General features: G+C 62.0%; 16 protein-coding genes. 7 read left to right on the top strand and 9 right to left on the bottom strand.

The features are described from left to right. Positions 1–9: 9 nt before the first annotated feature. From AC1IN8_RS12520 to AC1IN8_RS12505, 4 genes are all read right to left on the bottom strand, one after another. Entirely contained in the window at positions 10–1587 is a 1578-nt protein-coding gene (locus AC1IN8_RS12520; protein WP_479758961.1) for an EAL domain-containing protein, read from the bottom strand. A gap of 90 nt (positions 1588–1677) precedes the next feature. After that, positions 1678–3255: an EAL domain-containing protein gene (locus AC1IN8_RS12515; protein WP_139439048.1), complete on the bottom strand. Its 1578-nt coding sequence runs from the start codon at positions 3253–3255 to the stop codon at positions 1678–1680. A 238-nt stretch (positions 3256–3493) separates the two neighbouring features. Next, positions 3494–6091 (bottom strand): bifunctional aconitate hydratase 2/2-methylisocitrate dehydratase, encoded by a 2598-nt coding sequence (gene acnB / locus AC1IN8_RS12510; RefSeq protein WP_427230100.1) that lies wholly within the window; start codon positions 6089–6091, stop codon positions 3494–3496. A 230-nt stretch (positions 6092–6321) separates the two neighbouring features. Continuing rightward, positions 6322–8628, bottom strand: coding sequence for a patatin-like phospholipase family protein (locus tag AC1IN8_RS12505; protein WP_247625423.1), 2307 nt, complete (start codon positions 8626–8628; stop codon positions 6322–6324). A gap of 275 nt (positions 8629–8903) precedes the next feature. Here AC1IN8_RS12505 and AC1IN8_RS12500 point away from each other — a divergent pair, with 275 nt between their 5' ends. After that, positions 8904–10814 (top strand): methyl-accepting chemotaxis protein, encoded by a 1911-nt coding sequence (locus AC1IN8_RS12500; protein WP_479758960.1) that lies wholly within the window; start codon positions 8904–8906, stop codon positions 10812–10814. A gap of 124 nt (positions 10815–10938) precedes the next feature. Further along, positions 10939–12585, top strand: coding sequence for a methyl-accepting chemotaxis protein (locus AC1IN8_RS12495; RefSeq protein WP_265435660.1), 1647 nt, complete (start codon positions 10939–10941; stop codon positions 12583–12585). Positions 12586–12802: 217 nt separating this feature from the next. On the opposite strand, the gene lpdA is transcribed toward AC1IN8_RS12495, so the two are convergent. From lpdA to ampD, 5 genes are all read right to left on the bottom strand, one after another. Further along, the gene (gene lpdA, locus AC1IN8_RS12490) at positions 12803–14230 is read right to left on the bottom strand and encodes a dihydrolipoyl dehydrogenase (protein WP_025328438.1); all 1428 of its coding nucleotides are present in this window, start codon (positions 14228–14230) and stop codon (positions 12803–12805) included. Positions 14231–14383: 153 nt separating this feature from the next. Further along, the gene (gene aceF, locus AC1IN8_RS12485) at positions 14384–16273 is read right to left on the bottom strand and encodes a pyruvate dehydrogenase complex dihydrolipoyllysine-residue acetyltransferase (protein ID WP_479758959.1); all 1890 of its coding nucleotides are present in this window, start codon (positions 16271–16273) and stop codon (positions 14384–14386) included. A 165-nt stretch (positions 16274–16438) separates the two neighbouring features. Then, positions 16439–19099, bottom strand: coding sequence for a pyruvate dehydrogenase (acetyl-transferring), homodimeric type (gene aceE, locus AC1IN8_RS12480; protein WP_139439018.1), 2661 nt, complete (start codon positions 19097–19099; stop codon positions 16439–16441). Between the two features lie 68 nt (positions 19100–19167). Further along, positions 19168–19932, bottom strand: coding sequence for a pyruvate dehydrogenase complex transcriptional repressor PdhR (gene pdhR / locus AC1IN8_RS12475; protein ID WP_005329211.1), 765 nt, complete (start codon positions 19930–19932; stop codon positions 19168–19170). 275 nt (positions 19933–20207) lie between these two features. Beyond that, the gene (ampD, locus tag AC1IN8_RS12470) at positions 20208–20780 is read right to left on the bottom strand and encodes a 1,6-anhydro-N-acetylmuramyl-L-alanine amidase AmpD (protein ID WP_479758958.1); all 573 of its coding nucleotides are present in this window, start codon (positions 20778–20780) and stop codon (positions 20208–20210) included. 137 nt (positions 20781–20917) lie between these two features. Between ampD and AC1IN8_RS12465 the strand changes: the two genes are divergently transcribed. The 5 genes from AC1IN8_RS12465 to AC1IN8_RS12445 all read left to right on the top strand — a co-directional run bounded on the left by AC1IN8_RS12465 (position 20918) and on the right by AC1IN8_RS12445 (position 26084). After that, a complete protein-coding gene (locus tag AC1IN8_RS12465; protein ID WP_139439015.1) occupies positions 20918–21388 on the top strand; it encodes a retropepsin-like aspartic protease family protein in 471 nt (156 codons plus the stop codon). Between the two features lie 3 nt (positions 21389–21391). Continuing rightward, positions 21392–22255, top strand: a complete 864-nt coding sequence (nadC, locus tag AC1IN8_RS12460) for a carboxylating nicotinate-nucleotide diphosphorylase (protein ID WP_479758957.1) — start codon at positions 21392–21394, stop codon at positions 22253–22255. Between the two features lie 312 nt (positions 22256–22567). Then, a complete protein-coding gene (locus AC1IN8_RS12455) occupies positions 22568–23002 on the top strand; it encodes a pilin (RefSeq protein ID WP_322740536.1) in 435 nt (144 codons plus the stop codon). A 3-nt stretch (positions 23003–23005) separates the two neighbouring features. Further along, positions 23006–24712: a PilB family type IVa pilus assembly ATPase TapB gene (gene tapB / locus AC1IN8_RS12450; RefSeq protein ID WP_139439009.1), complete on the top strand. Its 1707-nt coding sequence runs from the start codon at positions 23006–23008 to the stop codon at positions 24710–24712. Positions 24713–24842: 130 nt separating this feature from the next. Continuing rightward, positions 24843–26084: a type II secretion system F family protein gene (locus AC1IN8_RS12445; RefSeq protein ID WP_247625415.1), complete on the top strand. Its 1242-nt coding sequence runs from the start codon at positions 24843–24845 to the stop codon at positions 26082–26084. The last annotated feature ends 78 nt before the right edge of the window (positions 26085–26162 follow it).

The raw sequence follows: 26162 nt of genomic DNA, 5'->3' as shown, positions 1-26162 counted from the left end.
AGAACCGACTCAGGTCACTCCGGCCAACTCCATGACAGGGTCGGCATTTTGCCCCTCAGCCAGCCACTCGTCGCAGAATTGCTGGATGGGCGCGGGGCGACCGAACAGGTAGCCCTGCAGATAGGTCACCTTGCCCTTGAGATACTCCGCCTGCTCGCGGGTCTCGACCCCTTCGGCCACCAGCGTCAGGCCGAGGCGATGGCCCAGATCGATCACGTTGTCGACTATGTGCTCGGAGAGGGACTCGGTCCCTATGCGCGCGATGAAGGACTGGTCGATCTTGAGGTAGTCCACATGGAACTGCTGCAGATAGACCAGGCTGGAGTGGCCGGTGCCGAAATCATCCATGGCCAGCTTGACCCCCATCTCGTCCAGTGCCTGGAACAGCGAGAGGGTATGGGGATCCGCCACCAGGAGCTCCCGCTCGGTCAGCTCCAGCACCAGGATCACCTTGCCCGGTGCGAAGCGGGCGAGGAAGCTGCGACAATCCTCCAGCAGGCTGTCGTCGCGGCAATGGGCCGCGCTGATGTTGAAGCCGACATGGAAGCCATCGGACAACCCCGCCTGCTCGGCGGCCAGTCGCTCAGCCACCGCCCCCATGACGAGGCTGGTCATGGGCACGATCAGGCCGCTGGCCTCCGCCTGGGGAATGAAGAGATCCGGCCGGATCAGGCCCACGTCAGGATGCTGCCAGCGCATCAGCACCTCGACCCCCATGATGCGTTCGCTGCCGCTCTCCACCAGGGGTTGCAGGTAGGGGACGAACTCTTTGGCCCGCAGGGCCCGGGCCAGCTCGCTGATCGGGGAGCGGGGGCGACCCAGCAGCCACCACATGATGGCGGCGAAGCAGGTGCTGAAGGCAAACAACAGCCAGAGCCCGAAGCCATGATGGCGCCACAGCCCCATCAGGGTGGGCGCAGAGGAGTAGCCCGCATAGATGGAGAGAGGATAGCCGGCAGCCTGGAGCCGCACATGGTCCTGGCTCACCAGGGGAGGCTCGGCGGCAAAGAAATGTCCTTCCTCGTCGAGCCAGCACTCCCCCACCCTGAGCATCAGGGGCATGGCTCTCTGGTTCAGGCTCAGCATGAAGTTGAGGTAATCCCCATCGATCAGGGTCATCACTGCCCCCTGGGCAGTGTCGGTGCGCACCGAGAGGACGGGATGATGCCGTCGCACCTCGTTCCCCTCCATCAGCCTCAGACGACCCTGGCTATATGCGTCGGCGGCATAGGGGATCTCCCGCAGGCCAAACTGGGAGGTGCAATATATGCGGCTCCCCGCCCCCAGGTTGACCGAACGCACGAAGGGCACCATGGCGACCAGGGATCTGAGGGTCGGCAGCGCATCGGCACAGGGCTTGCCCAGAAATGGCAAGGCCTGGCGATTGGCCTCCTGGGCATGGGACAGCATGGTTTCCATCAGCGCCAGGGTATGGCTCGCCGCCTGATGGGACTCCCACTGCAGATCGACCCGATAGCGAACGAGCATGGCCCAGTTGCCGAGCAACATGGGCAGCACGAACATCAGCATGGTGATCAGCAGTCTTGGCCTGGGTCTGGCCGTGTCGGGCGCGGAGCAAAAACGCATGGCGGGTCCCCTTCTAAAGGGGGCCCATGTTAGCAACCCAAGCTGAACCCTGGCCTAACCGGTCAAATAACGAGCAGCCTCACCGAGGGATCAGGCGGAGGTGGTGCGGGCGGCAACCGGCTGGCTGCCCGCCTCCCCTGCCGTCAATCCCTGACAGAACTGGCGCAGCGGCTGGGGCCGCGCGAACAGGAATCCCTGCAGATAGTGGACCCCCTTGCCCCTGAGGTAGGCGGCCTGATGCTCGGTCTCGACCCCTTCGGCGACCAGGGCCAGGCCCAACCTGCGACCGAGATCGATGACGTTGTCGACTATGTGCTCGGAGAGGGACTCGGTGCCGATGCGGCCGATGAAGGAGCGATCGATCTTGAGAAAGTCCACATGGAACTGTTGCAGATAGATCAGGCTGGAGTGGCCGGTGCCAAAGTCATCGATGGCGAGCTTGACCCCCATCTCGTCCAGCTGTGCGAACAGGGAGAGGGTATGGGGGTTGGCCACCAGCAGCTCCCGCTCGGTCAGCTCCAGCACCAGCGCCACCCGCCCTCGCTGGAAGTGGGCGAGGAAGGCACGGCACTCCACCAGCAGGGAGAGATCCCGGCAATGGGCGGCGCTGATGTTGAAGCTGATGTGAAACCCCTCGGGCAGCTGGCTCTGCACCTGCTTCAGGCGCTGGGCCACCACCTTCATGAGGTGGGTGGTCATGGGCACTATCAGTCCGGACTCTTCCGCCTGGGGAATGAAGAGATCCGGGCGGATCAGGCCTGAGCTCGGGTGCTGCCAGCGCATCAGCACCTCGGCCCCCACCATGCGGCCGTCCTTGCTGGCCATCAGGGGCTGCAGGTAGGGAACGAACTCCCCTGCCAGCAGCCCGCGCCTCAGCTCATCCGTCGGGGAGCCAGGGCGACCGAGCACCCACCACACCAGCAGCGCGAGCAGCACAGAGGTGCCGGCCAGCCACAGCAGGGCAAGATGGCGGGCCTCCCACAGGGAGTGCCAGTAGAGCGGCATGGCATAGCCCGCCTGGATGGCGAAGGGGTAGCGGTGGGAGGCGAGGGCAAGGCGGGTCTTGCTGTGCAGCCTGGGGGGCTGGTTCTGATGATGGCCGGACTCATCGATCCAGGCCGACCCGACCTGCAGATAGAGCTCGCTGGTGTCGCTGCTCATGGCGAGCATGAAGCTGAGCTGGGTACTGTCGATGGCGCTCAGCACCGCATCGCGCCCGCGATCATGGCGCACCACCAGCAGCGGATGATCCTGACTCACCTTGTTGCCGCGCATCAGCAGCAACTTGTTCTGGGTGTAGACCGACCTGTCATCCACCTCATGGACAGGCCCGAACAGCGAGGTGCAGTTGATCACCCCGTCGCGCACCAGATTGACCGAACGCAGGAAAGGCTCGAGGGCCACTCTCTTGCGCAGTTGCAGCAGGTTGCCGGCACAGGGCCGGTTCACCAGCGGCAATGCCTCCAGGTTGGCCTGCTCGGCCTGATCCAGCATGCGCTCGAGCAAGGTTCTCGCCTTGTAGGCGGAGGCGCTGGCGTCGCTCTTCAACTCCTGCTCATAGCTGCTGTGCACCATCCAGCCCCCCGCCAGCAGTGGCAGGGTCAAGACCAACAAGGCACAGCCGAGGCGCCATCGCGTACGGGCAAGATCAATCCGGAACAGGAACATAGAAACCACGCCGCAATTCGCAGGCTTGCCCTGGCAAGCACCGCAGTGAAATAACGCCCATTTCACACAGAAGACAATGGGACCATTCAGGCCAGACAACCTAACGCAGCGCGCTGGTAAAAGGAATCGACGACGCAGTGGCGGGAGATTGGCGGCCCATTATCGCGCAACCCCCATCAATGGAAAATGCCGCGTCGAGACGCGGCATTGTTATTTCCAGTGGTCAGACCGGCCAGGCTTAGACCGCCTGTTGCAAAATCACCGCATCGGCCTTCCTGGTGTAGGAGGCGATCTCGTTGAAGTTGAGGTAGCGATAGGTGTCGGCCGCAGTGGCATCCAGAGTCTTGGCGTACTGCAGGTACTCCGCCACTGTCGGGATCTTGCCGATGATGGCGGCAACCGCAGCCAGCTCGGCAGAGGCCAGGTAGACGTTGGCGCCCTTGCCCAGACGGTTCGGGAAGTTGCGGGTGGAGGTGGAAACCACGGAGGCCCCTTCCGCCACGCGCGCCTGGTTGCCCATGCACAGGGAACAACCCGGGATCTCGATGCGGGCACCGACGCGACCAAAGATGCCGTAGTAGCCCTCTTCGGTCAGCTGATCCTTGTCCATCTTGGTGGGCGGGGCGATCCACATGCGGGTCGGCAGCTCGCCCTGGTACTTCTCGAGCAGTTTGCCGGCGGCACGGAAGTGGCCGATGTTGGTCATGCAGGAACCGATGAACACCTCGTCGATCTGGCTGCCAGCCACCTCGCTCAGCAGGCGGGCGTCGTCAGGATCGTTCGGCGCACACAGGATCGGCTCCTTGATGGTGGCCAGATCGATCTCGATGATTTCGGCGTACTCGGCATCCTTGTCCGCTTCCATCAGCACCGGATTGGCCAGCCACTCTTCCATCCCCTTGATACGGCGGGTGATGGTGCGCACGTCGCCGTAGCCTTCGGAGAGCATCCATTTCAGCATGACGATGTTGGACTTCAGGTACTCGATGATCGGGGCCTGATCCAGCTTGATGGTGCAACCGGCGGCGGAGCGCTCGGCGCTGGCGTCCGCCAGCTCGAACGCCTGCTCCACCTTCAGGGTCGGCAGACCTTCGATCTCGAGGATGCGGCCGGAGAAGATGTTCTTCTTGCCCGCTTTCTCGACGGTCAGCAGCCCCTTCTGGATGGCGGCGTAGGGGATGGCATGGACCAGATCACGCAGGGTGATGCCAGGTTGCAGCTCGCCCTTGAAGCGCACCAGCACGGATTCCGGCATGTCCAGCGGCATCACGCCGGTGGCGGCGGCGAAGGCCACCAGGCCGGAGCCCGCCGGGAAGGAGATCCCGATGGGGAAACGGGTGTGGGAGTCACCGCCTGTACCCACTGTATCCGGCAGCAGCATGCGGTTCAGCCAGGAGTGGATGACGCCGTCACCCGGGCGCAGAGAGACACCGCCGCGGTTCATGATGAAGTCCGGCAGGGTGTGGTGGGTCTGCACGTCGATGGGCTTGGGATAGGCGGCGGTGTGGCAGAAGGACTGCATGGTCAGATCGGCGGAGAAGCCGAGGCAGGCGAGATCTTTGAGCTCGTCGCGGGTCATGGGGCCCGTGGTGTCCTGGGAACCGACCGTGGTCATGCGCGGCTCGCAGTAGGTGCCCGGGCGAATGCCCTGCACGCCGCACGCCTTGCCCACCATCTTCTGGGCCAGGGTGTAACCCTTGCCGGTGTCGGCCACCGGCTGCGGGCGACGGAACACGGTGGAGAACGGCAGACCCAGCGCCTCGCGGGCCTTGTCGGTCAGGCCGCGGCCGATGATCAGCGGGATGCGGCCACCGGCGCGCACTTCGTCGATCAGCACCTCGGTCTTCAGTTCAAACTGCGCCAGCACCTCATCGGTACCGTGCTTGCAGATCTTGCCGGCAAACGGGTAGATGTCGATCACATCGCCCATTTCCAGCTTGGAGACGTCCACCTCGATGGGCAGGGCGCCGGCATCTTCCATGGTGTTGAAGAAGATGGGGGCTATCTTGCCGCCCAGACAGACGCCGCCGGCGCGCTTGTTCGGCACGAACGGAATGTCGTCCCCCATGAACCAGAGCACCGAGTTGGTGGCGGATTTGCGGGAGGAACCGGTACCGACCACGTCACCCACGTAAGCCAGCGGGAAGCCTTGCTCTTTCAGGGCGTCGATGGTCTTGATGGGGCCGATGACGCCGTCCTTGTCCGGAGTGATGCCGGGACGGGCGTTCTTCAGCATGGCCAGGGCGTGCAGCGGGATATCGGGACGGGACCAGGCATCCGGCGCCGGGGACAGATCGTCGGTGTTGGTTTCGCCGGTCACCTTGAACACGGTGACGGTGATCTTCTCGGCCAGGGCGGGGCGGTTCAGGAACCACTCGGCATCGGCCCAGGATTGCAGCACCTGCTGGGCGTGGGCATTGCCCGCCTTCGCCTTCTCTTCCACGTCGTGGAAGGAGTCGAACATCAGCAGGGTGTGGGACAGGCCCTTGGCGGCAAGAGGCGCCAGGGAGGCGTCGTCCAGCAGATCGATCAGCGGCTGGATGTTGTAGCCACCTTGCATGGTGCCGAGCAGCTCGACCGCTTCGGCGGCGGTCAGTATGGGAGAGTGGGCCTCGCCCTTGGCGACGGCGGTGAGGAAGCCGGCTTTGACATAGGCCGCTTCATCGACACCCGGGGGAACACGGGAGGACAACAGTTCTTTCAGAAAATCATGTTCACCGGCGGGCGGGTTCTTGAGCAGTTCAACCAGGGCGGCGACCTGCTCTGCGTCCAGAGGTTTGGCAACCACGCCCTCGGCGGCACGTTCTGCGACGTGTTTACGGTATGTTTCAAGCACGACTAATTCCTCTTTGGTCTTTTTTTTGGGGTTCGCCCAAGCTCGTGGCGATCGTCCTTGCGGGACACCCGTAGGGTGCCCCCCACTATATAAGTTTTAACGAGTAATTAAAATCCAAACCCTGTGCAGTTATTCACCAAACCAGCATAACCATATAAGCCGGTTAGGTTTTTTTTAAACTGACAAGACACACAGCACAGACAAGTTAACAAAAAGTCAGCATTTTACCCTTATTGGAACGTAGTGCCCAATTGCAGATAGAACATGTCGTGTCCCCCCTCCGCCATGCCATAGCCGAGGAAGATGGGGCCGAGGAAGCTCTCCACCCCCACATAGACGGAGCCGGCGGTATAAGAGGATTCCAGGCTGATGTCATCCCCCTTGTCCCAGACCCCGCCCTGCTCGAGGGAGCCCCCGAGGAACAGGGGTGCCTTGATGGCCCCGAAGTCGTTGTCCGCCACCCGATAGATGTAGCGCAGACCGCTGAACAGGCTGTAGCGGCCGCTCAGCTGGTAGTGCTGGAAGCCGGAGAGCCGGAACAGACCGCCGAGATCCTGCACGAACAGCGGCACCTCTTCCTCAGAGGAGGATCCGCCCCCTTCCAGCATCAGGTTGATGCTGTGTCGTCCCCATGACCAGGGCTTGATCATCGCCAGGTGGTAGTTGAGCCCCTCGGTGTTCTCCGTCGGCTCGCCGGTCGGCTCTATCTTGATGTGGGAGTAGCCCCCCTTGATGTCCCAGTAGATACCCTGATAGGGGAAGTAGCGACTGTCGAGGGTGTCGTGTTCGAAGCGAATGTAGGGGCCCCAGGCGGTGGCATCCGCACTCGCGTCGGACAGGTTCTGGACATCGACGCTGCCCACCTGGCCTTCCAGCCCCAGGGACAACCGGCTCCAGGGCTGGCGGTTCCAGCCGACGGCGAGATCCATGCTGGTGAAGCTGTACTCGGAGTCCAGATAACGGACCCCGGACGATTTCACATCCTCCTCCGGGAAGAAGACCCGGCGCTGGGTCTTGTCATAGGCCAGGCTCGCCTCGCCATAGAAGGTCTGGGAGGGCTCGAGCGGTGTGTAGAAGTCGGTCTTGAGGTGCTTGGCGGTGCCGAGCGACGCCTCGGTCAGCCACTCGGCGCCCCAGTCGTTGACGTTGGTCAGGGTATAGGACATGCCGACGTTGTAGTTGGAGCTGCTCTCGAAGTCATCGGAGAAGCCGAGCTGGAAGTTGAGATAGCCCGGGCCCCAGTTCTTCTCGCTGGCATCCACCACCAGCACGTTCTCGCCGTCCCGCTCCTCCACCTCGTAGGTGATGCGGTCGAACGACTCCAGGGCGTAGAGGCGGCGGATCCCGGCCTCCAGGCTCTCATAGGTCTGCACCTTGTCCGGGCGCACCTTGAGCATGGCCCGCACCGTCTCGTCGGAGAGGCGCGACTTGTTGAGGATCTCCACCTTGTCGATGTAGTAGGCCGGCTGCCCGCTGCGCTCGGCGCGGCGGCTCAGCTTCTTGTTGCGGTAATCCGCGTAAGCGTCGGGGGAGAGCGACAGGGCATCGAGCTGGGCAGCGGCGCGGTCGGCCACCGCCTCCCCCTGCTTGATCCCCTCCGGCATCCGGGCAAAGTCGGCGATCCCCATGTCACCGAACTCGGGGCTGAGCAGCACGTCCTTCGGCCCCAGCAGCGCCTTCTGCTTCTCGGTGCCGACCTGGGTCATGTAGGTGGTGAGCTGATCTATCATGGCCAACCCGGATTTGAGCGACTCCCTGGTGCGCAGCTTGGCGCCTATGTCCACCGCGATCACCACGTCGGCCCCCATGGCCTTGGCCACGTCCACCGGCATGTTGTTGACGGTACCGCCGTCGGCCAGGATGTGCCCCTCCCACTCCACGGGCTTGAGGGCGCCGGGAATGGACATGGAGGCCTGCATCGCCTTGGCCAGGCTGCCACTGTCCAGCACGAAGGGGGTCACCGTCTCCATGTCGGTGGCCACGGCGCGGTAGGGAATGGGCAGATCGTCGAAGCTCTTCTGCGCCGGCAGGTTGGAGGTGGCATGGCGCAGCAGGCTGGCCATGGATTGCCCCTGGAAGAAGCCATCCGGCAGCTGGGTGGAGTCCCCGTTGACCCCGATGTCGGTGCGCAGCTGGTACTTCTCGCTCTGCTGCTTCTTGCGCAGGGAGAGCTCGTCACGACCGACCTTGTCCTGATACCCCTTGTTCCAGTCGATGGCGAGGGTCATCCGCTCCACCTCCTCGGCACTGAGCCCCATGGCGTACATGCCCGCCACATAGGAGCCCATGCTGGTGCCGACGACGATGTCGACCGGGATGCGCTTCTCTTCCAGCACCTTGAGCACCCCGATATGGGCCGCCCCCTTGGCGCCGCCGCCGCTCAGCACCAGGGCTATCCTGGGTCGCTCCGCCTTGCCTTCGCCGCCGTGCACCCGAGCCTTGGGCCCGGTGTCACTGGCCAGGGCCATCCCCGCCAATGGCAGGGTCGCCAGCAGAAGCATAAGCAGATGGGTCCATCCCCGATGAAAGATGCGCATATGAGTGTCCATTGATCCGTGCGAGTCGAGCGAGCAGCCCGCCGACATGAGTGCTGCCAACTATAAGTTCCAGAACTTTAACTGCAAGCGTCCCCGCTGGCGAGATGTCATCACCCCCGGGGCCCCAGAGCCAGGGATAACCGGCGCCAATCCAGTCCCGGCCTGATGTGAGCGCAAACGTTAATCGGCAATAATCGCCGCCGCCACCTCAAGAGCACGCCAGCTCAGCCGTTAATATGTACTCAACCTTAGGCCCACACTCCCGAGTCACCCTTATGTTCGCAAGCCTGACACTCAAACAGAAAATTCTGGCCACCGTCATCCTCGCCGTGGCTCTCTCCTGCCTGCTGGTGGGCTACTTCAGCCAGCGCTCGGCCCAGCAGTTGATCGAGACCCGCATGTTCGAGCAGGAGCTGCCCAACCTGACCCAGCGCATCGGCAAGGAGATCGAGAAGGATCTCACCTCGGTCGCGAGCGCCGCCAGGCAGCTGGCTAATGACCGTTTCGTGCTGGACTGGGTGGCCCGCGGCATGCCCAAGGAGCAGGAGTCCATCCTCATCGACCAGCTCAAGGACATGACGAGCCAGTATGGCCTGGTCACCGCCTCCTTCGCCGATCGCCAGAGCGCCGCCTATTACAACCAGGACGGCTTCCTGCGCATCCTGAACCACGAGCAGGACAACTGGTTCTACGACTACACCAAGAGCGGCCAGGACCTGATGCTCAGCATCTTTCGCGAGAGCAATGGCGAGGTGAAGCTGTTCGTCAACTTCCAGCAACTCGACGGGCGCGGCCTGGCCGGGCTCGCCAAGTCCCTCGACAGCATGGTCAGCATGCTCGCCAACTTCCGCATCGGCGACAGCGGCTTCGTCTTCATGACGGATGGCAGCGGCAAGGTGAAGCTGCACCCGGATGCCGCCCGCATCGACAGAGACAGCCTGAGTCAACTGGCTGGCCCGGGCGCAGGCGCGCTGATGACCAAGCAGCCCTTTGCCGTCACCCACGCCGAAATCGATGGCCAGCCCGTGGTGCTCGCCACCAGCTATATCCCCCTGCTCGACTGGTATCTGGTGGCCCAGGTGCCGGAAGCCGAGATCTATGCCGAGCTGGACGAGGCGCGACTGCACATAGTGCTGGTGAGCCTGCTCATCGCCGTCGGCATGGGGCTGCTCGGCGTCCTGCTGGCGGGCTCCGTCAGTAGCCCCCTCAACGAACTGGCCCGCCTGTTCCGGGAACTGGGCAGTGGTGACGGGGATCTGACCCAGCGCCTCAAGGTGGAAGGACGGGATGAACTGAGCCAGGTCGCCACCGGCTTCAACAACTTCGTCGCCAAGATCCACGGCTCCATCGAGCAGGTGGCGAGCAACTCCCGCCAGCTCGCCGCCACCGCCAACGAGGTGGCCGCCAAGGCCCAGCTGACCCAGCACAACTGTACCGCACAGCGGGATCGCACCGTCCAGGTCGCCACCGCCATCCACGAGATGGGGGCCACCGTCAGCGAGATCGCCGGCAATGCGTCGCTCGCCGCCGACGTGGCCAAACAGGCCAACGATCAGGCCGATGCGGGTGCGGTCGTGGTGGCTCAGGCCCGCCACGGCATCGTCGGCCTCTCCGGGGAGATAGAGCAGGTGGCCGGGGTCATCGAATCCCTGGCCAGCCAGACCGACTCCATTGGCAGCATACTCGACACCATCCGCAGCATCTCGGAGCAGACCAACCTGCTGGCACTCAACGCCGCCATCGAGGCAGCCCGCGCCGGTGAACAGGGCCGTGGCTTCGCCGTGGTGGCCGACGAGGTGCGCAACCTAGCCAGCCGCTCCGCCGCCTCCACCGCCGAGATCCAGGGCATGATCAACCGCCTCCAGGAGCAGAGCGCCCGCGCCGTCAGCGCCATGGCCCAGGGGCGAAACCAGAGTCTGGAGGTGGTCACCCAGGCGGACGCCGCCAACGGGGCGCTCGGCCAGATCACCGCCCACATCACCCAGATCAGCGACATGAACATCCAGGTCGCCACCGCCACCGAGGAGCAGTCCAGCGTGGTGGGGGAGATCAACCGCAACGTGGAGGACATCAACCAGCTCACCATGGAGACAGCCGACATCGCCCATCAGCTGACGGAGTCCAGCCGCAGTCTGCAGCAGCTCTCCGGCGAACTCGACAAGCTGGTCGGCAACTTCCGGCTGTAACATGAAAGAGCGCTTAGGCGCTCTTTTTCGTCCGGGTCGGCAGGGAGTGTCGGCCCGGGAATGACGGCAAACCGTCATGACAAGCCGCTACAGTAGCGACATAGCAACACACCAAGGAGTCATCATGCTGGCAGGCAAGATCACGATCAAAACCCAACTCATCCTGGCCGTTACCGTGCCCTGTCTCGCCCTGTTGCTGGTCGGCGCCGCCAGCCTGCGCAGCATGGGCAACATCAAGCAACAGGCCGATGAGCTGTTCCAGAATACCGCCACCCCCATGCGGGCCATGGCGGAAGTGGCCTCCCGCATCCCGCGCATGCGCGTCGGCATCGACATGATGCTGCTGCAGGAGACCTCCCTGCGCGACGAGAAGGGGGTACTGACCCGGGTCAAGGAGACCCGCGAGGAAGATATTCCCGAGATGCGTCAGGCCATGCAGCAGGCGGTGACGGCCCAGGTCGATCCCGCCGCCCGGGCCGAGGCCGAGCGGCTGCTCGGCCAGTTCGAGAAGATGGAGCGTGAGGAGCTGATCCCCATGCTGCAGGCGCTGGAGAAGGATGAGATGGAGGTGGCCCGCACCATTTATCGCGATAGCTACAGCCAGACCTATGGGGAGATGCGCAAGGGGGCCAACGCCCTGCTCGACGGCCTCATCGGCCAGGCCCAGCAGCGCAACGAGCTGAGCCAGAGCAGCTATGACAGTGGCCGCAACCAGATGATCGCCATCATAGTGATCGCCATCGCCATCTCGCTGCTGGTCTCGACCCTCATCCTGATCGGGTTGCGCCGCCGGGTCTCCTTCCTGCAACTGCACATCGGGGATGCCGCCCGCCACCTTGCCCTCGACAGCAGTGCCAGCCTCACCGGCAAGGACGAGTTGGCCGAGATAGCCAGCAGCTTCAATCAGTTCGTGGCCCGCATCCACGGTGCCATCGAGCAGGTGGCGAGCAACTCCCGCCAGCTCGCCGCCACCGCCAACGAGGTGGCCGCCAAGGCCCAGCTGACCCAGCACAACTGTACCGCACAGCGGGATCGCACCGTCCAGGTCGCCACCGCCATCCACGAGATGGGCGCCACCGTCAGCGAGATCGCCGGCAATGCGTCTCTCGCCGCCGACGTAGCCAAACAGGCCAACGATCAGGCCGATGCGGGTGCCCAGGTGGTAGCCCAGGCCCGCCACGGCATCGTCGGCCTCTCGGGGGAGATCGAGCAGGTGGCCGGGGTCATCGAGTCCCTGGCGAGCCAGACCGACTCCATCGGCAGCATACTCGACACCATCCGCAGCATCTCGGAGCAGACCAACCTGCTGGCACTCAACGCCGCCATCGAGGCCGCCCGCGCCGGTGAACAGGGCCGTGGCTTCGCCGTGGTGGCCGACGAGGTGCGCAACCTAGCCAGCCGCTCCGCCGCCTCCACCGCCGAGATCCAGGGCATGATCAACCGCCTCCAGGAGCAGAGCGCCCGCGCCGTCAGCGCCATGGCCCAGGGCCGCAACCAGAGTCTGGAGGTGGTGACCCGGGCGGACGCCGCCAACGGGGCGCTCGGCCAGATCACCGCCCACATCACCCAGATCAGCGACATGAACATCCAGGTCGCCACCGCCACCGAGGAGCAGTCCAGCGTGGTGGGGGAGATCAACCGCAACGTGGAGGACATCAACCAGCTCACCACAGAGACGGCCGACATCGCCCACCAGCTGACCGCGTCCAGCCGCAGTCTGCAGCAGCTCTCCGGCGAGCTCGACAAGCTGGTCGGCAACTTCCGCCTCTAGCCCTCCCCTTCCCTTCAAGCCAGCCACAGGGCGCGTCGCAACGCCCCTGTGGCTTCAACGGCAGGCCGCCTGCCTGGGCCATCCCCTGAAAACAAGCAGCGGGCCGCAGGCGTCATGGAGCCATGGCCTTCCCCACCGGATCCGGAAAGCCCCGCGCAACAGCCACAAAAAAGCCGCTCCTGAGAGCGGCTTTTTCATCTTGGCGGAGAGAAGAGACTTACTTCTTCTTCTTGGCCTTGGCGTTCGGCAGGTCGGTGATGGAGCCTTCGAACACTTCGGCAGCCAGACCCACGGACTCGTGCAGAGTCGGGTGAGCGTGGATGGTCAGCGCCAGATCTTCGGCGTCGGCACCCATCTCGATGGCCAGACCGATCTCGCCCAGCAGCTCACCACCGTTGGTACCGACGATGGCACCACCGATGACGCGGTTGCTGTCCTTGTCGAAGATCAGCTTGGTCATGCCGTCGGCGCAATCGGAGGCGATGGCGCGGCCGGAAGCAGCCCAGGGGAAGGTGGCGACTTCGAAGTTCAGGCCCTGTTGCTTGGCTTCCTTCTCGGTCAGACCGACCCAGGCCATCTCTGGCTCGGTGTAGGCGATGGACGGGATCACTTTCGGGTCGAAGTAGTGCTTCTTGCCGGCGATGACTTCGGCCGCCACGTGGCCTTCGTGCACACCCTTGTGAGCCAGCATCGGCTGACCGACGATGTCACCGATGGCGTGGATGTGCGGAACGTTGGTACGCAGCTGCTTGTCCACTTCGATGAAACCGCGCTCGTTGACGGCAACACCGGCTTTCTCGGCGTCCATCAGCTTGCCGTTCGGCACACGACCGACCGCGACCAGCACGTTGTCGTAGCGAACCGGCTCGGCCGGGGCGTGCTTGCCTTCGTAGGAGACGTACAGGCCGTCTTCACGGGCTTCAACTGCGGTGACCTTGGTCTCCAGCATGATGTTGAATTTCTTGGCAACGCGCTTGGTGTAGATCTTGACGATGTCTTTGTCGGCAGCCGGTACCAGCTGATCGGCAAATTCCACCACGTCGATCTCGGAGCCCAGGGAGGAGTAAACGGTACCCATCTCCAGACCGATGATGCCGCCACCGATAACCAGCAGCTTGCCCGGTACTGTGGTCAGTTCCAGCGCATCGGTTGAATCCCAGACGCGGGGGTCATCGTGGGGGATGAAGGGCAGCTTCACCGGACGGGAACCGGCCGCGATGATGGCGTTGTCGAAGGTCACTGTGGTCTTGCCGTCGGCACCTTCCACTTCGAGGGTGTTCGGGCCGGTGAACTTGCCGAAGCCGTTCACAACCTGGACTTTACGCATCTTGGCCATGCCGGCCAGACCGCCGGTCAGCTGGTTGATGACCTTCTCTTTCCACAGACGCACCTTGTCGATGTCGGTCTGCGGGGCACCGAAGACGATGCCGTGCTCGGCCAGCGCCTTGGCTTCTTCGATCACTTTGGCAACGTGCAGCAGCGCCTTGGAGGGGATGCAGCCCACGTTCAGGCAGACGCCACCCAGGGTGGAGTAACGCTCGACGATAACGGTATCCAGACCCAGATCGGCAGCGCGGAAAGCAGCGGAATAACCGGCAGGGCCAGCACCCAGTACTACGACCTGGGTTTTGATCTCTTTACTCATCATGACCTCTTTGTCGTTCTATATCCCCGGACAGCACAGTCTTATGCCAAAGAAGGCGGCTGCAGCCGTGAAAAAAACGGGGCAAGTTTATAATTTTGTTAATGAAATGAGAAGTGAAAAGGGCGAGCTCTGTGCTCGCCCTCTCATTTACATTTACAGAACCAGTCGACGAATGTCGGACAGCACGCCACTCAGGGTGGTGATGAAGCGAGCCCCGTCGGCGCCGTCGATGACGCGGTGGTCATAGCTCAGGGCCAGCGGCAGCATCAGGCGAGGCACGAACTCCTTGCCGTTCCACTTCGGCTTCATCTCGGACTTGGAGACGCCCAGGATGGCCACTTCCGGCGCGTTGACGATCGGGGTAAAGCTGGTACCGCCGATGCCACCCAGGCTGGAGATGGTGAAGCAACCGCCCTGCATGTCGGCAGCGGTCAGCTTGCCGGCACGAGCCTTCTTGGAGATCTCGGCCAGATCGCGGGACAGCTCATGGATGCCCTTCTTGTTGACGTCGCGAACGACCGGCACAACCAGGCCACCCGGGGTGTCTACCGCCACACCGATGTGGATGTACTTCTTCATGATCAGCTTGCTGCCGTCTTCGGACAGGGCGCTGCAGAAGCGCGGGTGCGCTTCCAGGGCCTTGGCGGCCGCCTTCAGGATGAACACCAGCGGGGTGATCTTCACGTCCAGCTTCTGCTTCTCGGCCAGGATGTTCTGCTCTTTGCGGAACGCTTCCAGATCCGTGGTATCCGCTTCGTCGAACTGGGTGACATGGGGGATCATGGCCCAGTTGCGGTGCAGAGCAGGACCGGAGATCTTCTGGATCCGGGTCAGTTCCAGCTCTTCGACCGGGCCGAACTTGCTGAAATCAACCTTGGGCCAGGCCACGACGCTCATGCCGTTGCCAGTGCCGGTACCGGCAGCCGGGGCGGACTCGGCACGCTTGACCGCATCCTTCACGTAAGCCTGCACGTCTTCTTTGACGATGCGACCCTTGCGACCTGAGGCCTTCACCTTGGCCAGGTTGACGCCGAATTCACGGGCCAGACGGCGAACCGCCGGGGAGGCGTGAACATAGGCATCGTTGGCCACAAAGTCGGAAGAAGCGGCAGCCGGGGCAGCAGCCTGAGCAACCGGGGCACCGGCAGGGGCGGCGGCAACGGGGGCAGCAGCTTGCGCAACCGGGGCGGCGGCAGGAGCAGCGCCAGCGACTTCGAACACCATGATCAGGGAACCGGTGGAGACCTTGTCACCCGCCTTCACCTTGATCTCCTTGACCACACCGGCGAACGGCGCGGGGACTTCCATGGAAGCCTTGTCACCTTCCACGGCGATCAGGGACTGGTCGGCTTCGACCTTGTCACCCACGGCGACCATGATCTCGGTGACTTCCACTTCGTCGCCGCCGATATCAGGTACGTTGACCTCTTTGGCAGCGGCAGCAGCCGGAGCAGCGGCCACGGGAGCGGCAGCCTGAACCGGCGCGGCAACGGCAGCAGGCGCGGCGCCAGCCACTTCGAATACCATCACCAGGGAACCGGTGGAGACCTTGGCGCCGGCGGCAACCTTGATCTCGACCACGCGGCCCGCGAACGGCGCCGGCACTTCCATGGAGGCCTTGTCACCTTCCACGGCGATGATGGACTGGTCGGCTTCAACCATGTCGCCCACGGCGACCATGATCTCGGTCACTTCGACTTCGTCGTCACCTATGTCAGGGACGTGCACGTCTTTGGCAGCGGCAGCAACAGGGGCAGCCGGTGCGGCGGCAACCGGAGCGGCTGCCTGAGCCGGAGCGGCAGCAGCAGCGCCCTCCGCTTCGAAGATCATGATCTGGGAACCGGTGGCAACCTTGTCGCCCACCTTGATCAGGATCTCTTTGACGATACCCGCGGCCGGAGCCGGGACTTCCATGGAGGCCTTGTCACCTTCCACGGCGATCAGGGACTGGTCGAGCTCGACCTTGTCACCCACGGCGACCATGATCTCGGTCACTTCCACTTCATCGGCACCGATATCCGGCACCATAATCTGTTTGGACATTGTGCTTTATCCTCTTACGCGTACGTTTATCGCGTTAACCTTGGCAAGAGCAGGTTCCGGCTCGTTGTTGCCGTCCGGACCCTGTGTGTCCTCTTACCCTTATGTCGCATTAACCTGGGCAAGGCCCTGTCCGGCACGCAAGTCCGGACAGGGCGCTCAATCCTCTTACGCGTACAGCGGGTTAACCTTGTCGGCATCGATGCCGTACTTGGCGATGGCGTCGGCCACAACCTGCTTGTCTACTTCACCACGCTTGGCCAGTTCGGTCAGGGCGGCGACAACGACGTAGAACTCGTTCACTTCGAAGTGACGACGCAGGTTGGCACGGCTGTCGGAACGGCCATAACCATCGGTACCCAGTACACGGTAGTTCTCGGTCGGCACGAAGGCACGCACCTGCTCGGCGAAGGACTTCATGTAGTCGGTCGCGGCGATGGTGGCTTCGGAACCCAGTACGGAGGTGATGTAGGGCACACGGGCGGCCGCAGTCGGGTGCAGCATGTTCCAGCGATCGGCGTCCTGACCGTCACGAGCCAGCTCGTTGAAGGAGGTCACGCTGAACACGTCGGAACCCACGCCGTACTCGCTCGCCAGGATCTGGGCGGCGGTGCGGACGTGACCCAGGATGGAGCCACAACCCAGCAGCTGTACCTTGGCCTTGGTGCCGGCCACGGATTCCAGCTTGTAGATACCCTTGCGGATGCCTTCCTCGGCGCCTTCCGGCATGGCCGGCATGGCATAGTTCTCGTTGAGGGTGGTGATGTAGTAGAAGACGTTCTCCGGCTTCTCGCCGTACATGCGACGCAGGCCGTCCTGTACGATCACCGCCACTTCATAGGCGTAGGACGGGTCATAGGAGATGCAGTTCGGGATGGTGCCGGCCAGGATGTGGCTGTGGCCATCTTCGTGCTGCAGACCTTCACCGTTCAGGGTGGTACGACCGGAGGTCGCGCCCAGCAGGAAGCCACGGGCTTGCTGGTCACCGGCTGCCCACGCCATGTCGCCGATCCGCTGGAAGCCGAACATGGAGTAGTAGATGTAGAACGGGATCATCGGGCAGTCGTTGGTGCTGTAAGAGGTTGCAGCAGCCAGCCAGGAGGACATGGCGCCCAGCTCGTTGATGCCGTCTTGCAGAACCTGACCCTGCTTGTCTTCCTTGTAGTAGGAGACGATGTCGCGGTCTTGCGGGGTGTACTGCTGACCGTGCGGGCTGTAGATGCCGATCTGACGGAACAGGCCTTCCATACCGAAGGTACGGGCTTCGTCGGCCAGGATCGGCACGATGCGCTTGCCGATGGACTTGTCTTTCAGCAGCACGTTCAGGGAGCGCACGAACGCCATGGTGGTGGAGATCTCGCGCGCCTGCTCGCCCAGCAGCGGGCCGAAGGCATCCAGCGCCGGGATTTCCAGCTTGGTGGTGCTCTCGCGCAGACGGGTCGGGACATAGCCCTTCAGCGCGGCACGGCGGGCGTGCAGGTATTTGTGCTCTTCGGTACCCTCTTCGATCTTCAGGTACGGCAGGTTTTCCAGCTGCTCGTCGGTGACCGGCAGGCTGAAACGATCGCGCAGGTGACGCACGGAGCCCAGATCCATCTTCTTGACCTGGTGAGCGATGTTCTTGCCTTCGGCCGCTTCGCCCATGCCATAACCCTTGATGGTCTTGGCCAGGATGACGGTCGGCTTGCCCTTGGTCGCTGCGGCCTTGGAGAAGGCGGCGAACAGTTTGCGAGGATCGTGACCACCGCGGTTCAGGGCGAAGATCTCCTCGTCGGTCATGTCTTTGACCAGGGCGGCGGTTTCCGGGTAACGGTTGAAGAACTGCTCACGGACGTAGGCGCCGTCGCGGGACTTCATGGTCTGATAGTCGCCATCCACGGTTTCGTTCATCAGCTGGATCAGCTTGCCGGAAGTGTCTTTCTTCAGCAGCTCATCCCACTTGCGACCCCAGATGACCTTGGTGACATCCCAGCCGGCGCCGGCGAACAGGCCTTCCAGCTCGTTGATGACCTTGCCGTTGCCGACAACAGGACCGTCCAGACGCTGCAGGTTGCAGTTGACCACGAACACCAGGTTGTCGAGCTTTTCACGCACGGCAACGGTCAGGGCGCCCTTGGCTTCCGGCTCGTCCATCTCGCCGTCACCCAGGAAGGCGTACACGGTCTGCTCGGAGCAATCCTTGATGCCACGGTCGGTCAGGTACTTCAGGAAGCGAGCCTGATAGATGGCGGCGATGGGGCCCAGACCCATGGAAACGGTCGGGAACTGCCAGAAGTCCGGCATCAGTTTCGGGTGCGGGTAGGAAGGAATGCCCTTGCCATCCACTTCCTGACGGAAGTTGTCCAGCTGCTCTTCGGTCAGACGACCTTCGGCGAAGGCACGGGCGTAGATGCCCGGGGAGATGTGACCCTGGAAGTAGACCAGATCGCCACCGTCCTTCTCGCTGCGAGCGCGGAAGAAGTGGTTGTAGCAGACTTCATAGATGGTCGCGGAAGAGGCGAAGGAAGACATGTGACCGCCGAGGTCCAGGTCTTTCTTGGAGGCACGCAGCACTATCATCATGGCATTCCAGCGGATGATGGCGCGGATGCGACGTTCCATCTCCAGGTCGCCCGGGTAAGCCGGTTCGTCGCTGGCAGGAATGGTGTTGATGTAGTCGCGATTCGCCTTTTCAGCCACGTCCACACCGCTGATGCGGGCTTTCTCGGCCAGTTGTTCAAGGATGAACTGAGCGCGTTGCGGACCCTCTTCACGCAGCAGGGATTCCAGAGAGGCAAGCCACTCCAGCGTTTCTATCGGGTCCACATCGTTCTTCAGGATATCAGACATGGCTGGTTCCTATTGTTATTGCACGGCGGTTAAGATGCGCAAGAATTCGACAATAAAGCCTTGTGGGATTAGTTTTCCTGCTGACGGATCCGACGCATGGATCGCTGGATCCGGCTGTCTTCCCTCTGCATATCCAACAAGGTGTCCTCGATAAAGGCCAGGTGCTCATGACAAGCAGCCCTGGCCCGCTCCGGAGCCCCCGACAGGATAGCCTCGATCAGGCTCGCACGATGGCGACGGATCTTGGCTACCACTCCCGGACGGCGATTCAAAATCTCGTTATTTCGTAAAATGTTCTGTTCGAGCATGGGGCCCATGGCCCGCAGCAGGTGCAGCAGCACCACGTTGTGGGACGCCTCCGCCACCGCCAGATAGAACTGGGTGACGGCGGTCGATTCGACCACCAGCGACCCCTGCTGACCCGCCTCTTCGATGGCGGACTGCGCCAGGCGGATCCGCTCGAAGTCGGCCTCAGTCCCCCGCAGCGCGGCATAGTAGGCACAGATGCCTTCCAGCGCGTGACGAAACTCCAGCAGGTCATACTGGGCTTCCGGGTGGGTACTGAGCAGTTCGAACAGGGGATCGGCGATCCCCTTGCTCAAGGCATTCTGCACATAGGTGCCGCCGCCCTGACGGCGATACAAGAGTCCCCTCGCTTCCAGGCGCTGGATGGCTTCGCGCAGGGAAGGCCGCGACACCTGAAACTGGATGGCAAGTTCCCGCTCGGGGGGCAGCTTCTGCCCCGGCTGCAAGCTGCCTTCCAGAATCATGCTTTCCAGCTCGGCGACGATGGCGTCGGCCAGCTTGGGCTGAGTTATCTTGATATAGGGCATGAGGCTACTTTGTTAAATTGGTATTACCAATTCTATGATTGGGGCGAAAATTAGCAGAGGGCTTGGAAAAAGTCCACCCAAAATATGATCTGCATCAAGAACGAAGCTTGCCACTTTAGGGGTAAAAAAGCGAAATCATGATATGGCTCATAGAAAATGGTCTGACCAATATTTATGAGCCTGCTCACAGATAACATTTGGCCAACAGCATGAAAAATGGCTCACCAAAAAGGCAAGCCATTGATTTTAAAAATACAAACTAATGTTTGGATTTTTTACTCAAAGTTGAGCATTCCACGATAGCGCAGCCATTCGAAACTGGCACCAGGATCCGTCTTGCGACCCGGCGCTATATCGCAATGGCCGACGATGCGTGATGCCGTCACCTCGGGATACTGACCGGAAATGGCCCGACTGAGGCCTGCCAGCACCTCATACTGTGCATCGCTGTACGGCTGCTCGTCGGTTCCTTCCAGCTCGATGCCGATGGAGAAGTCGTTGCACGCCTCCCGCCCCTCCCAGCTCGATACTCCCGCATGCCAGGCTCGCGCAGTGAACGGCACATACTGCACCAGTTCGCCATCGCGGCGGATCAGGCAGTGGGCGGAGACCCGCAGCTGATGAATGCCGGCAAAGTAAGGGTGAGCATCGGGATCGAGGCGACCGAGAAACAGATCGTCGATCCAGGGGCCACCAAATTCTCCCGGCGGCAGACTGATGCCGTGTATCACCAGCAGGGAGATGTCGTCCGGGCCGATCCGTTCATTGTGATGGGGCGAAGGCACCCTGCGGGCCTGTTCACACCAGCCTGCGCGATCGATGGAAAAAATGGTTGTCGGTTGTGTCATCGTCTACTCGACTCAACAATGGGGAGAGGGACACCATGGACAGTGCTAGCCACCGCAAGAAACCGGAAACAAGCCTCTGAATCCATGGGTAAAGCTGTGTTAGGCTGAGCCATCACTTGCAAGGCACTGGACCCCATATGCACCCGATGGCACGCCGTCTCTGGCTGCTGGCCTGGCTCTCACTGCTGGGTCTGCTCACCCTTTACTTCTACTCCAGCGCCAAACCCAGCGTGACCGCCAGCGGCGAGCTGCTGCTCAAGGCCGATGCCAGTGGTCACTATCGTCTGGAGGGTGCCATCAACGACCAGCCGGTGCAACTGCTGCTGGACACGGGAGCCACCCGGGTGACCATACCGAGCCAGGTGGCATCACGCCTCGGTCTCGTCGCCACCGGTCGCAGCCGGGTCAATACGGCGGCGGGTCAGATCCAGGTCGAGACAGGCCGGATCGAAAGCCTGGCGATGGGCCCACTGACCCTGTACGATTTGTCCGTCTTTATCAATCCGGCTGCCGACGGGGAGGAGATCCTGGTGGGCATGAATGCCCTGGGCCGGCTGGAATTACGTCAGAAAGACAGGCAGTTGCTTCTCAGACCCTTGCAGGAATAAGGCATGTTACAACAGGACATCAGCCGCGCCGTGCGCGCCGCACTACTCGAAGACTTGGGCGATGCCCTCACCGCACTGGATCAACCGGATGCCAGCGCCGATATCACAGCCCAGTTGATCCCGGCGGATCGCATCTCGACGGCACGCGTCATCACCCGCGAGGCCGGCGTATTCTGCGGTCAGCCCTGGGTCGACGAGGTGTTTGCCCAGCTCGGCGGCGAGGTCAAGGTGGAGTGGAAGGTGCAGGATGGCGAGTGCCTCTCCCCCAATCAGGAGCTGTTCCGTCTCCATGGCCCGGCCCGGGTGCTGCTGACCGGCGAGCGCAATGCCCTGAACTTCGTGCAGACCCTCTCCGGGGTCGCCACCCTGACCGCCCGTTACGTGGCCGAATTGGAAGGCACTGACTGCCGCCTGCTCGATACCCGCAAGACCCTGCCCGGCCTGCGCAGTGCCCAGAAGTATGCCGTCACCTGCGGCGGCGGCAAAAACCACCGTATCGGTCTGTTTGATGCCTACCTCATCAAGGAGAATCACATCCTCGCCTGCGGTGGCATCCGGGAAGCCATCACCGAGGCGCGCCGCCTCAACCCGGGCAAACCGGTGGAAGTGGAGGTGGAGTCCCTGGCCGAGCTGGAGCAGGCGCTGAGCGCCCGGGCCGACATAGTGATGCTGGACAACTTCGACGTGCCCATGATGAAAGAAGCCGTTGCTGTGAATCAGGGCCGCGCCAGGCTGGAGGTCTCCGGCAACGTCACCCTGGAGACGCTGGCCGACTATGCAGCCACCGGCGTCGACTTTATCTCGGTGGGCGCCCTGACCAAGCACGTACGGGCGCTGGACCTCTCGATGCGCTTCATCGAAAGCTGAGCGAGCAAAACGAGTCCACCCAGCCCCAAAATATTACAGGGCTCGAAACTTGCAAAAGGCGCCATCGGCGCCTTTTCTATATGCAGGATCCCACGACATAAGGAGTGTGAAGATGGGCCCTCCCCAACCTTGATAAGCGTCATTGGAAACCAATTAATCCTTGATTTTGCTATCATTTTCACTAAATGACAGAAAAGTGGTTAACAAGGGCCCAGCCTCTGTTGCCAACCCGAAGCGCTCGGATAAGATGCTGGAGTGTGGATAGATTTCCACCGGCACTTTTCAGGAACCATGGAAAAAAGGAAATTTGACATGAAAAAACAGTCAGGGTTTACGCTAATCGAATTGATGATAGTCGTTGCGATCGTCGCCATTCTGGCCGCCATCGCCTTGCCGGCTTATCAGAGCTACACCAAGCGCGCCAAATTCTCGGAGGTTATTGCAGCCGTAGGGCCGGCCAAAACGGCCGTCGAGGTTTGTGTGCAAGGATGGACTGGCCCATCAGCTTCTATAGGGACCAGTTGTGCGACCGCAGGTCAAAATGCGCTCTCCGGTGCGAGCGCAGTAACAGAGAACTTTTCCAGTGCAACTGTTTCCAATGCCAGTGGCACAATTACCGTTACAGGTACAGCGACAGCGGCATTGGATAGTTCGACCTATCAGCTTGTCACCTCCGGCGCAGTTACTCCCAATGGACAAGTGCTCTGGAATATTTCAGGCTCTTGTAAAACAGATGGCAAATGCTAACGCATGACCTCTAGCCTCAATAGCGGCCTGGCGACCAGCCTGGCCGCCTCTTCCCTCCTCAGTGAGCCGGACTCACAGCGTTATCTGAGCCAGGCCAGGGCGCAGCGCAAGCCCTTTGTCACCTTTCTGATTGAAAACGACATACTCGACAGCAAAGCGCTCGCCGATTTCTGCGAGCTGGAATATGGGGTACCTCTGCTGGATCTTGCCGCCTTCGACCTGGCCGAAATCCCGCAGAAGTACCTCAATCAAAAGCTTATTGAGAAGCACCATGTGCTGCCCATCTACACCCAGGGCCACACCCTCTATATCGCCATGTCGGACCCGACCAATGTGTCGGCCCTGGAGGATTTCGGCTTCAGCTTCGGCCTGCACACGGAAGCCTTGCTGGTTGAGGAGAGCAAGCTCACCGCCGCCCTCGGCAAGCTGATGGACACCGAGCAGGACACCCTGGGCATGGATCACATCGATGAGGCCGAGATCTCGGAGCTCGAAGTTTCCGATGAAGGTTCGCGCCTCGACGAGAGCGTCAATACCGCAGACGACGATGCCCCCATCGTCAAATACATCCATAAAATCATGATGGATGCCATCAAGCGTGGCGCATCCGACCTGCATTTCGAACCCTATGAGACCAAGTACAGGATCCGCTTCCGGATCGACGGCATACTGCACGAAATTGCCACCCCGCCGGTCAATCTGGCGAACCGTTTTGCGGCCCGTCTCAAGGTGATGGCGAGGCTCGATATCGCCGAGCGACGCCTGCCCCAGGATGGACGGATCAAGCTGAAGATCTCCCGCAACAGATCCATGGACATGCGGGTCAATACCCTGCCCACCATGTGGGGTGAGAAGATTGTCATCCGCTTGCTGGACTCGTCGGCCGCCCGCCTCAACCTCGATCAGCTCGGCTTCGACGACCGCCAGAAGACGCAATACCTGCATGCCCTCTCCAAGCCACAGGGCATGATACTGGTCACTGGGCCCACGGGGTCAGGCAAGACGGTGTCGCTCTATACCGGTCTCAACATCCTCAATACCAGCGAGGTCAACATCTCCACCGCCGAGGATCCGGTGGAGATCAACCTGCCCGGCGTCAACCAGGTGCAGATCAATCCCAAGGCGGGGCTCACCTTCGCCAGCGCCCTGCGCTCCTTCCTGCGCCAGGATCCCGACATCGTCATGGTGGGAGAGATACGGGATCTGGAAACCGCCGAGATTGCCATCAAGGCCGCCCAGACCGGTCACCTGGTGCTGTCGACCCTGCACACCAACTCGGCGGCCGAGACCCTGACCCGGATGATGAACATGGGAGTGCCCGCCTTCAACATCGCCTCCTCGGTGACCCTGATCATGGCCCAGCGTCTCGCCCGCAAGCTGTGCGATCACTGCAAGGCCCCTGAGGTGGTGCCCGATGCCGAATTGCAGGAGCTGGGCTTTACCCAGCAGCAGCTGGCCGCCGGACTGCGCCTGTTCAAGCCGGTCGGCTGCAAGGAGTGCTCGGGAGGATACAGGGGCCGGGTCGGCATCTATGAAATCATGCTGATGTCGGACAACATCGCCAAACTGATCATGCAGGGAGCGAACTCGCTGCAAATCGCCGCCATCGCCCAGAAGGAGGGCATGCGCACGCTGCGCACCTCCGGCCTGGAGAAGGCCCGCCTGGGGGTCACCAGCCTGGCCGAGATCAACAGGATCACGACCAACTGATATAGAAAGTGTTTCAGTCATCAAGCCGGGTGAAGCCATGCAGTCACCCTGATGATGTTCTTCAAGCCAAGATGAGCCGGACAGGCAACGCCCTCATCCGGCCACCGTCGCCCAATTGCAGGATGCAGTGATGGCAACATTAGCTCAAAAACGAAACGCACCAAAAAAGGTCTTCTCCTTCCGCTGGCACGGCGTCAATCGCAAGGGACAAAAGGTTTCCGGCGAGTTGCAGGCCGACAGCATCACGACCGTCAAGGCGGAGCTGCGCAAGCAGGGCGTCAATGTCACCAGGGTCAGCAAACAGGGCCAGGGGATGTTTTCCAAGGGCGGCGCCCGGATCAAGCCGATGGACATCGCCGTCATCTCCCGTCAGATCACCACCATGCTCTCCGCCGGCGTACCGCTGGTGCAGAGCCTGCAGATCATTGCCCGCGGCCATGAGAAGGCGGCGGTGCGCGAACTGATCGGCCAGATCGCCGCCGATGTGGAGACAGGCACCCCACTGTCAGATGCGCTGCGCCGCCACCCCCGCCACTTCGATGCCCTCTACTGTGACCTGGTGGAAGCGGGGGAGCAGTCAGGCGCGCTGGAAACCATCTACGACCGGATTGCCATCTATCGCGAGAAGAGCGAGGCGCTCAAGTCCAAGATCAAGAAGGCCATGTTCTATCCCGCCATGGTCATCCTGGTCGCCATCATAGTGACCTCCATACTGCTGCTGTTCGTCATTCCCCAGTTCGAGGAGATCTTCAAGAGCTTTGGTGCCGAGCTGCCCGCCTTCACCCGATTCATCATAGCCATCTCCCGCTTCATGCAGGATTGGTGGTACGCCATCTTTGGCGGCATAGCCCTGACAGTGTTTCTCTATGTGCGCGCCTGGCGCAGCTCCCAGAAGGTACGTGACAACACCGACAAGTTCATCCTCTCCATTCCGGTCGTTGGCAACATACTGCACAAGGCGGCCATGGCCCGTTTCGCCCGCACCCTCTCCACCACCTTCTCCGCCGGTATCCCCCTGGTGGATGCCCTGGTCTCCGCTGCAGGGGCCTCGGGCAACTATGTCTATCGCACGGCTACCCTGGCCATTCGCAACGAGGTCGTGGCTGGCATGCAGATCAACGTCGCCATGCGCACCGTGGATCTCTTCCCCGACATGGTGATCCAGATGGTGATGATAGGTGAAGAGTCCGGCGCCATCGATGACATGCTCTCCAAGGTCGCCGCCATCTTCGAGCAGGAGGTGGACGACATGGTCGATGGCCTCACCAGCCTGCTCGAGCCCATCATCATGGTGGTGCTGGGGGTGCTGGTCGGTGGCATGGTCGTCGCCATGTACCTCCCCATCTTCAAGCTGGGCTCTGTGATACACTGAGCCCCTTCGGCAGAGTGACCAGCGGGCATGGCTCGTTCTGGTCCTCTGCCATCCTGATTCTCAACGCAAGCGGTTGAT

Source organism: Aeromonas sp. 130281 (assembly GCF_056642115.1).
The sequence above is the reverse complement of the archived record's forward strand: the minus strand, read 5'-3'. Positions and strand labels throughout refer to the sequence as shown.

Bases quoted from the DNA above. Each gene is read 5' to 3' on its own strand.
- AC1IN8_RS12520 (WP_479758961.1), bottom strand. From the start codon at position 1,587: ATGCGTTTTTGCTCCGCGCCCGACACGGCCAGACCCAGGCCAAGACTG.
- AC1IN8_RS12515 (WP_139439048.1), bottom strand. From the start codon at position 3,255: ATGTTCCTGTTCCGGATTGATCTTGCCCGTACGCGATGGCGCCTCGGC.
- AC1IN8_RS12505 (WP_247625423.1), bottom strand. From the start codon at position 8,628: ATGCGCATCTTTCATCGGGGATGGACCCATCTGCTTATGCTTCTGCTG.
- AC1IN8_RS12500 (WP_479758960.1), top strand. From the start codon at position 8,904: ATGTTCGCAAGCCTGACACTCAAACAGAAAATTCTGGCCACCGTCATC.
- AC1IN8_RS12495 (WP_265435660.1), top strand. From the start codon at position 10,939: ATGCTGGCAGGCAAGATCACGATCAAAACCCAACTCATCCTGGCCGTT.
- lpdA (WP_025328438.1), bottom strand. From the start codon at position 14,230: ATGAGTAAAGAGATCAAAACCCAGGTCGTAGTACTGGGTGCTGGCCCT.
- aceF (WP_479758959.1), bottom strand. From the start codon at position 16,273: ATGTCCAAACAGATTATGGTGCCGGATATCGGTGCCGATGAAGTGGAA.
- aceE (WP_139439018.1), bottom strand. From the start codon at position 19,099: ATGTCTGATATCCTGAAGAACGATGTGGACCCGATAGAAACGCTGGAG.
- pdhR (WP_005329211.1), bottom strand. From the start codon at position 19,932: ATGCCCTATATCAAGATAACTCAGCCCAAGCTGGCCGACGCCATCGTC.
- ampD (WP_479758958.1), bottom strand. From the start codon at position 20,780: ATGACACAACCGACAACCATTTTTTCCATCGATCGCGCAGGCTGGTGT.
- AC1IN8_RS12465 (WP_139439015.1), top strand. From the start codon at position 20,918: ATGCACCCGATGGCACGCCGTCTCTGGCTGCTGGCCTGGCTCTCACTG.
- nadC (WP_479758957.1), top strand. From the start codon at position 21,392: ATGTTACAACAGGACATCAGCCGCGCCGTGCGCGCCGCACTACTCGAA.
- AC1IN8_RS12455 (WP_322740536.1), top strand. From the start codon at position 22,568: ATGAAAAAACAGTCAGGGTTTACGCTAATCGAATTGATGATAGTCGTT.
- tapB (WP_139439009.1), top strand. From the start codon at position 23,006: ATGACCTCTAGCCTCAATAGCGGCCTGGCGACCAGCCTGGCCGCCTCT.
- AC1IN8_RS12445 (WP_247625415.1), top strand. From the start codon at position 24,843: ATGGCAACATTAGCTCAAAAACGAAACGCACCAAAAAAGGTCTTCTCC.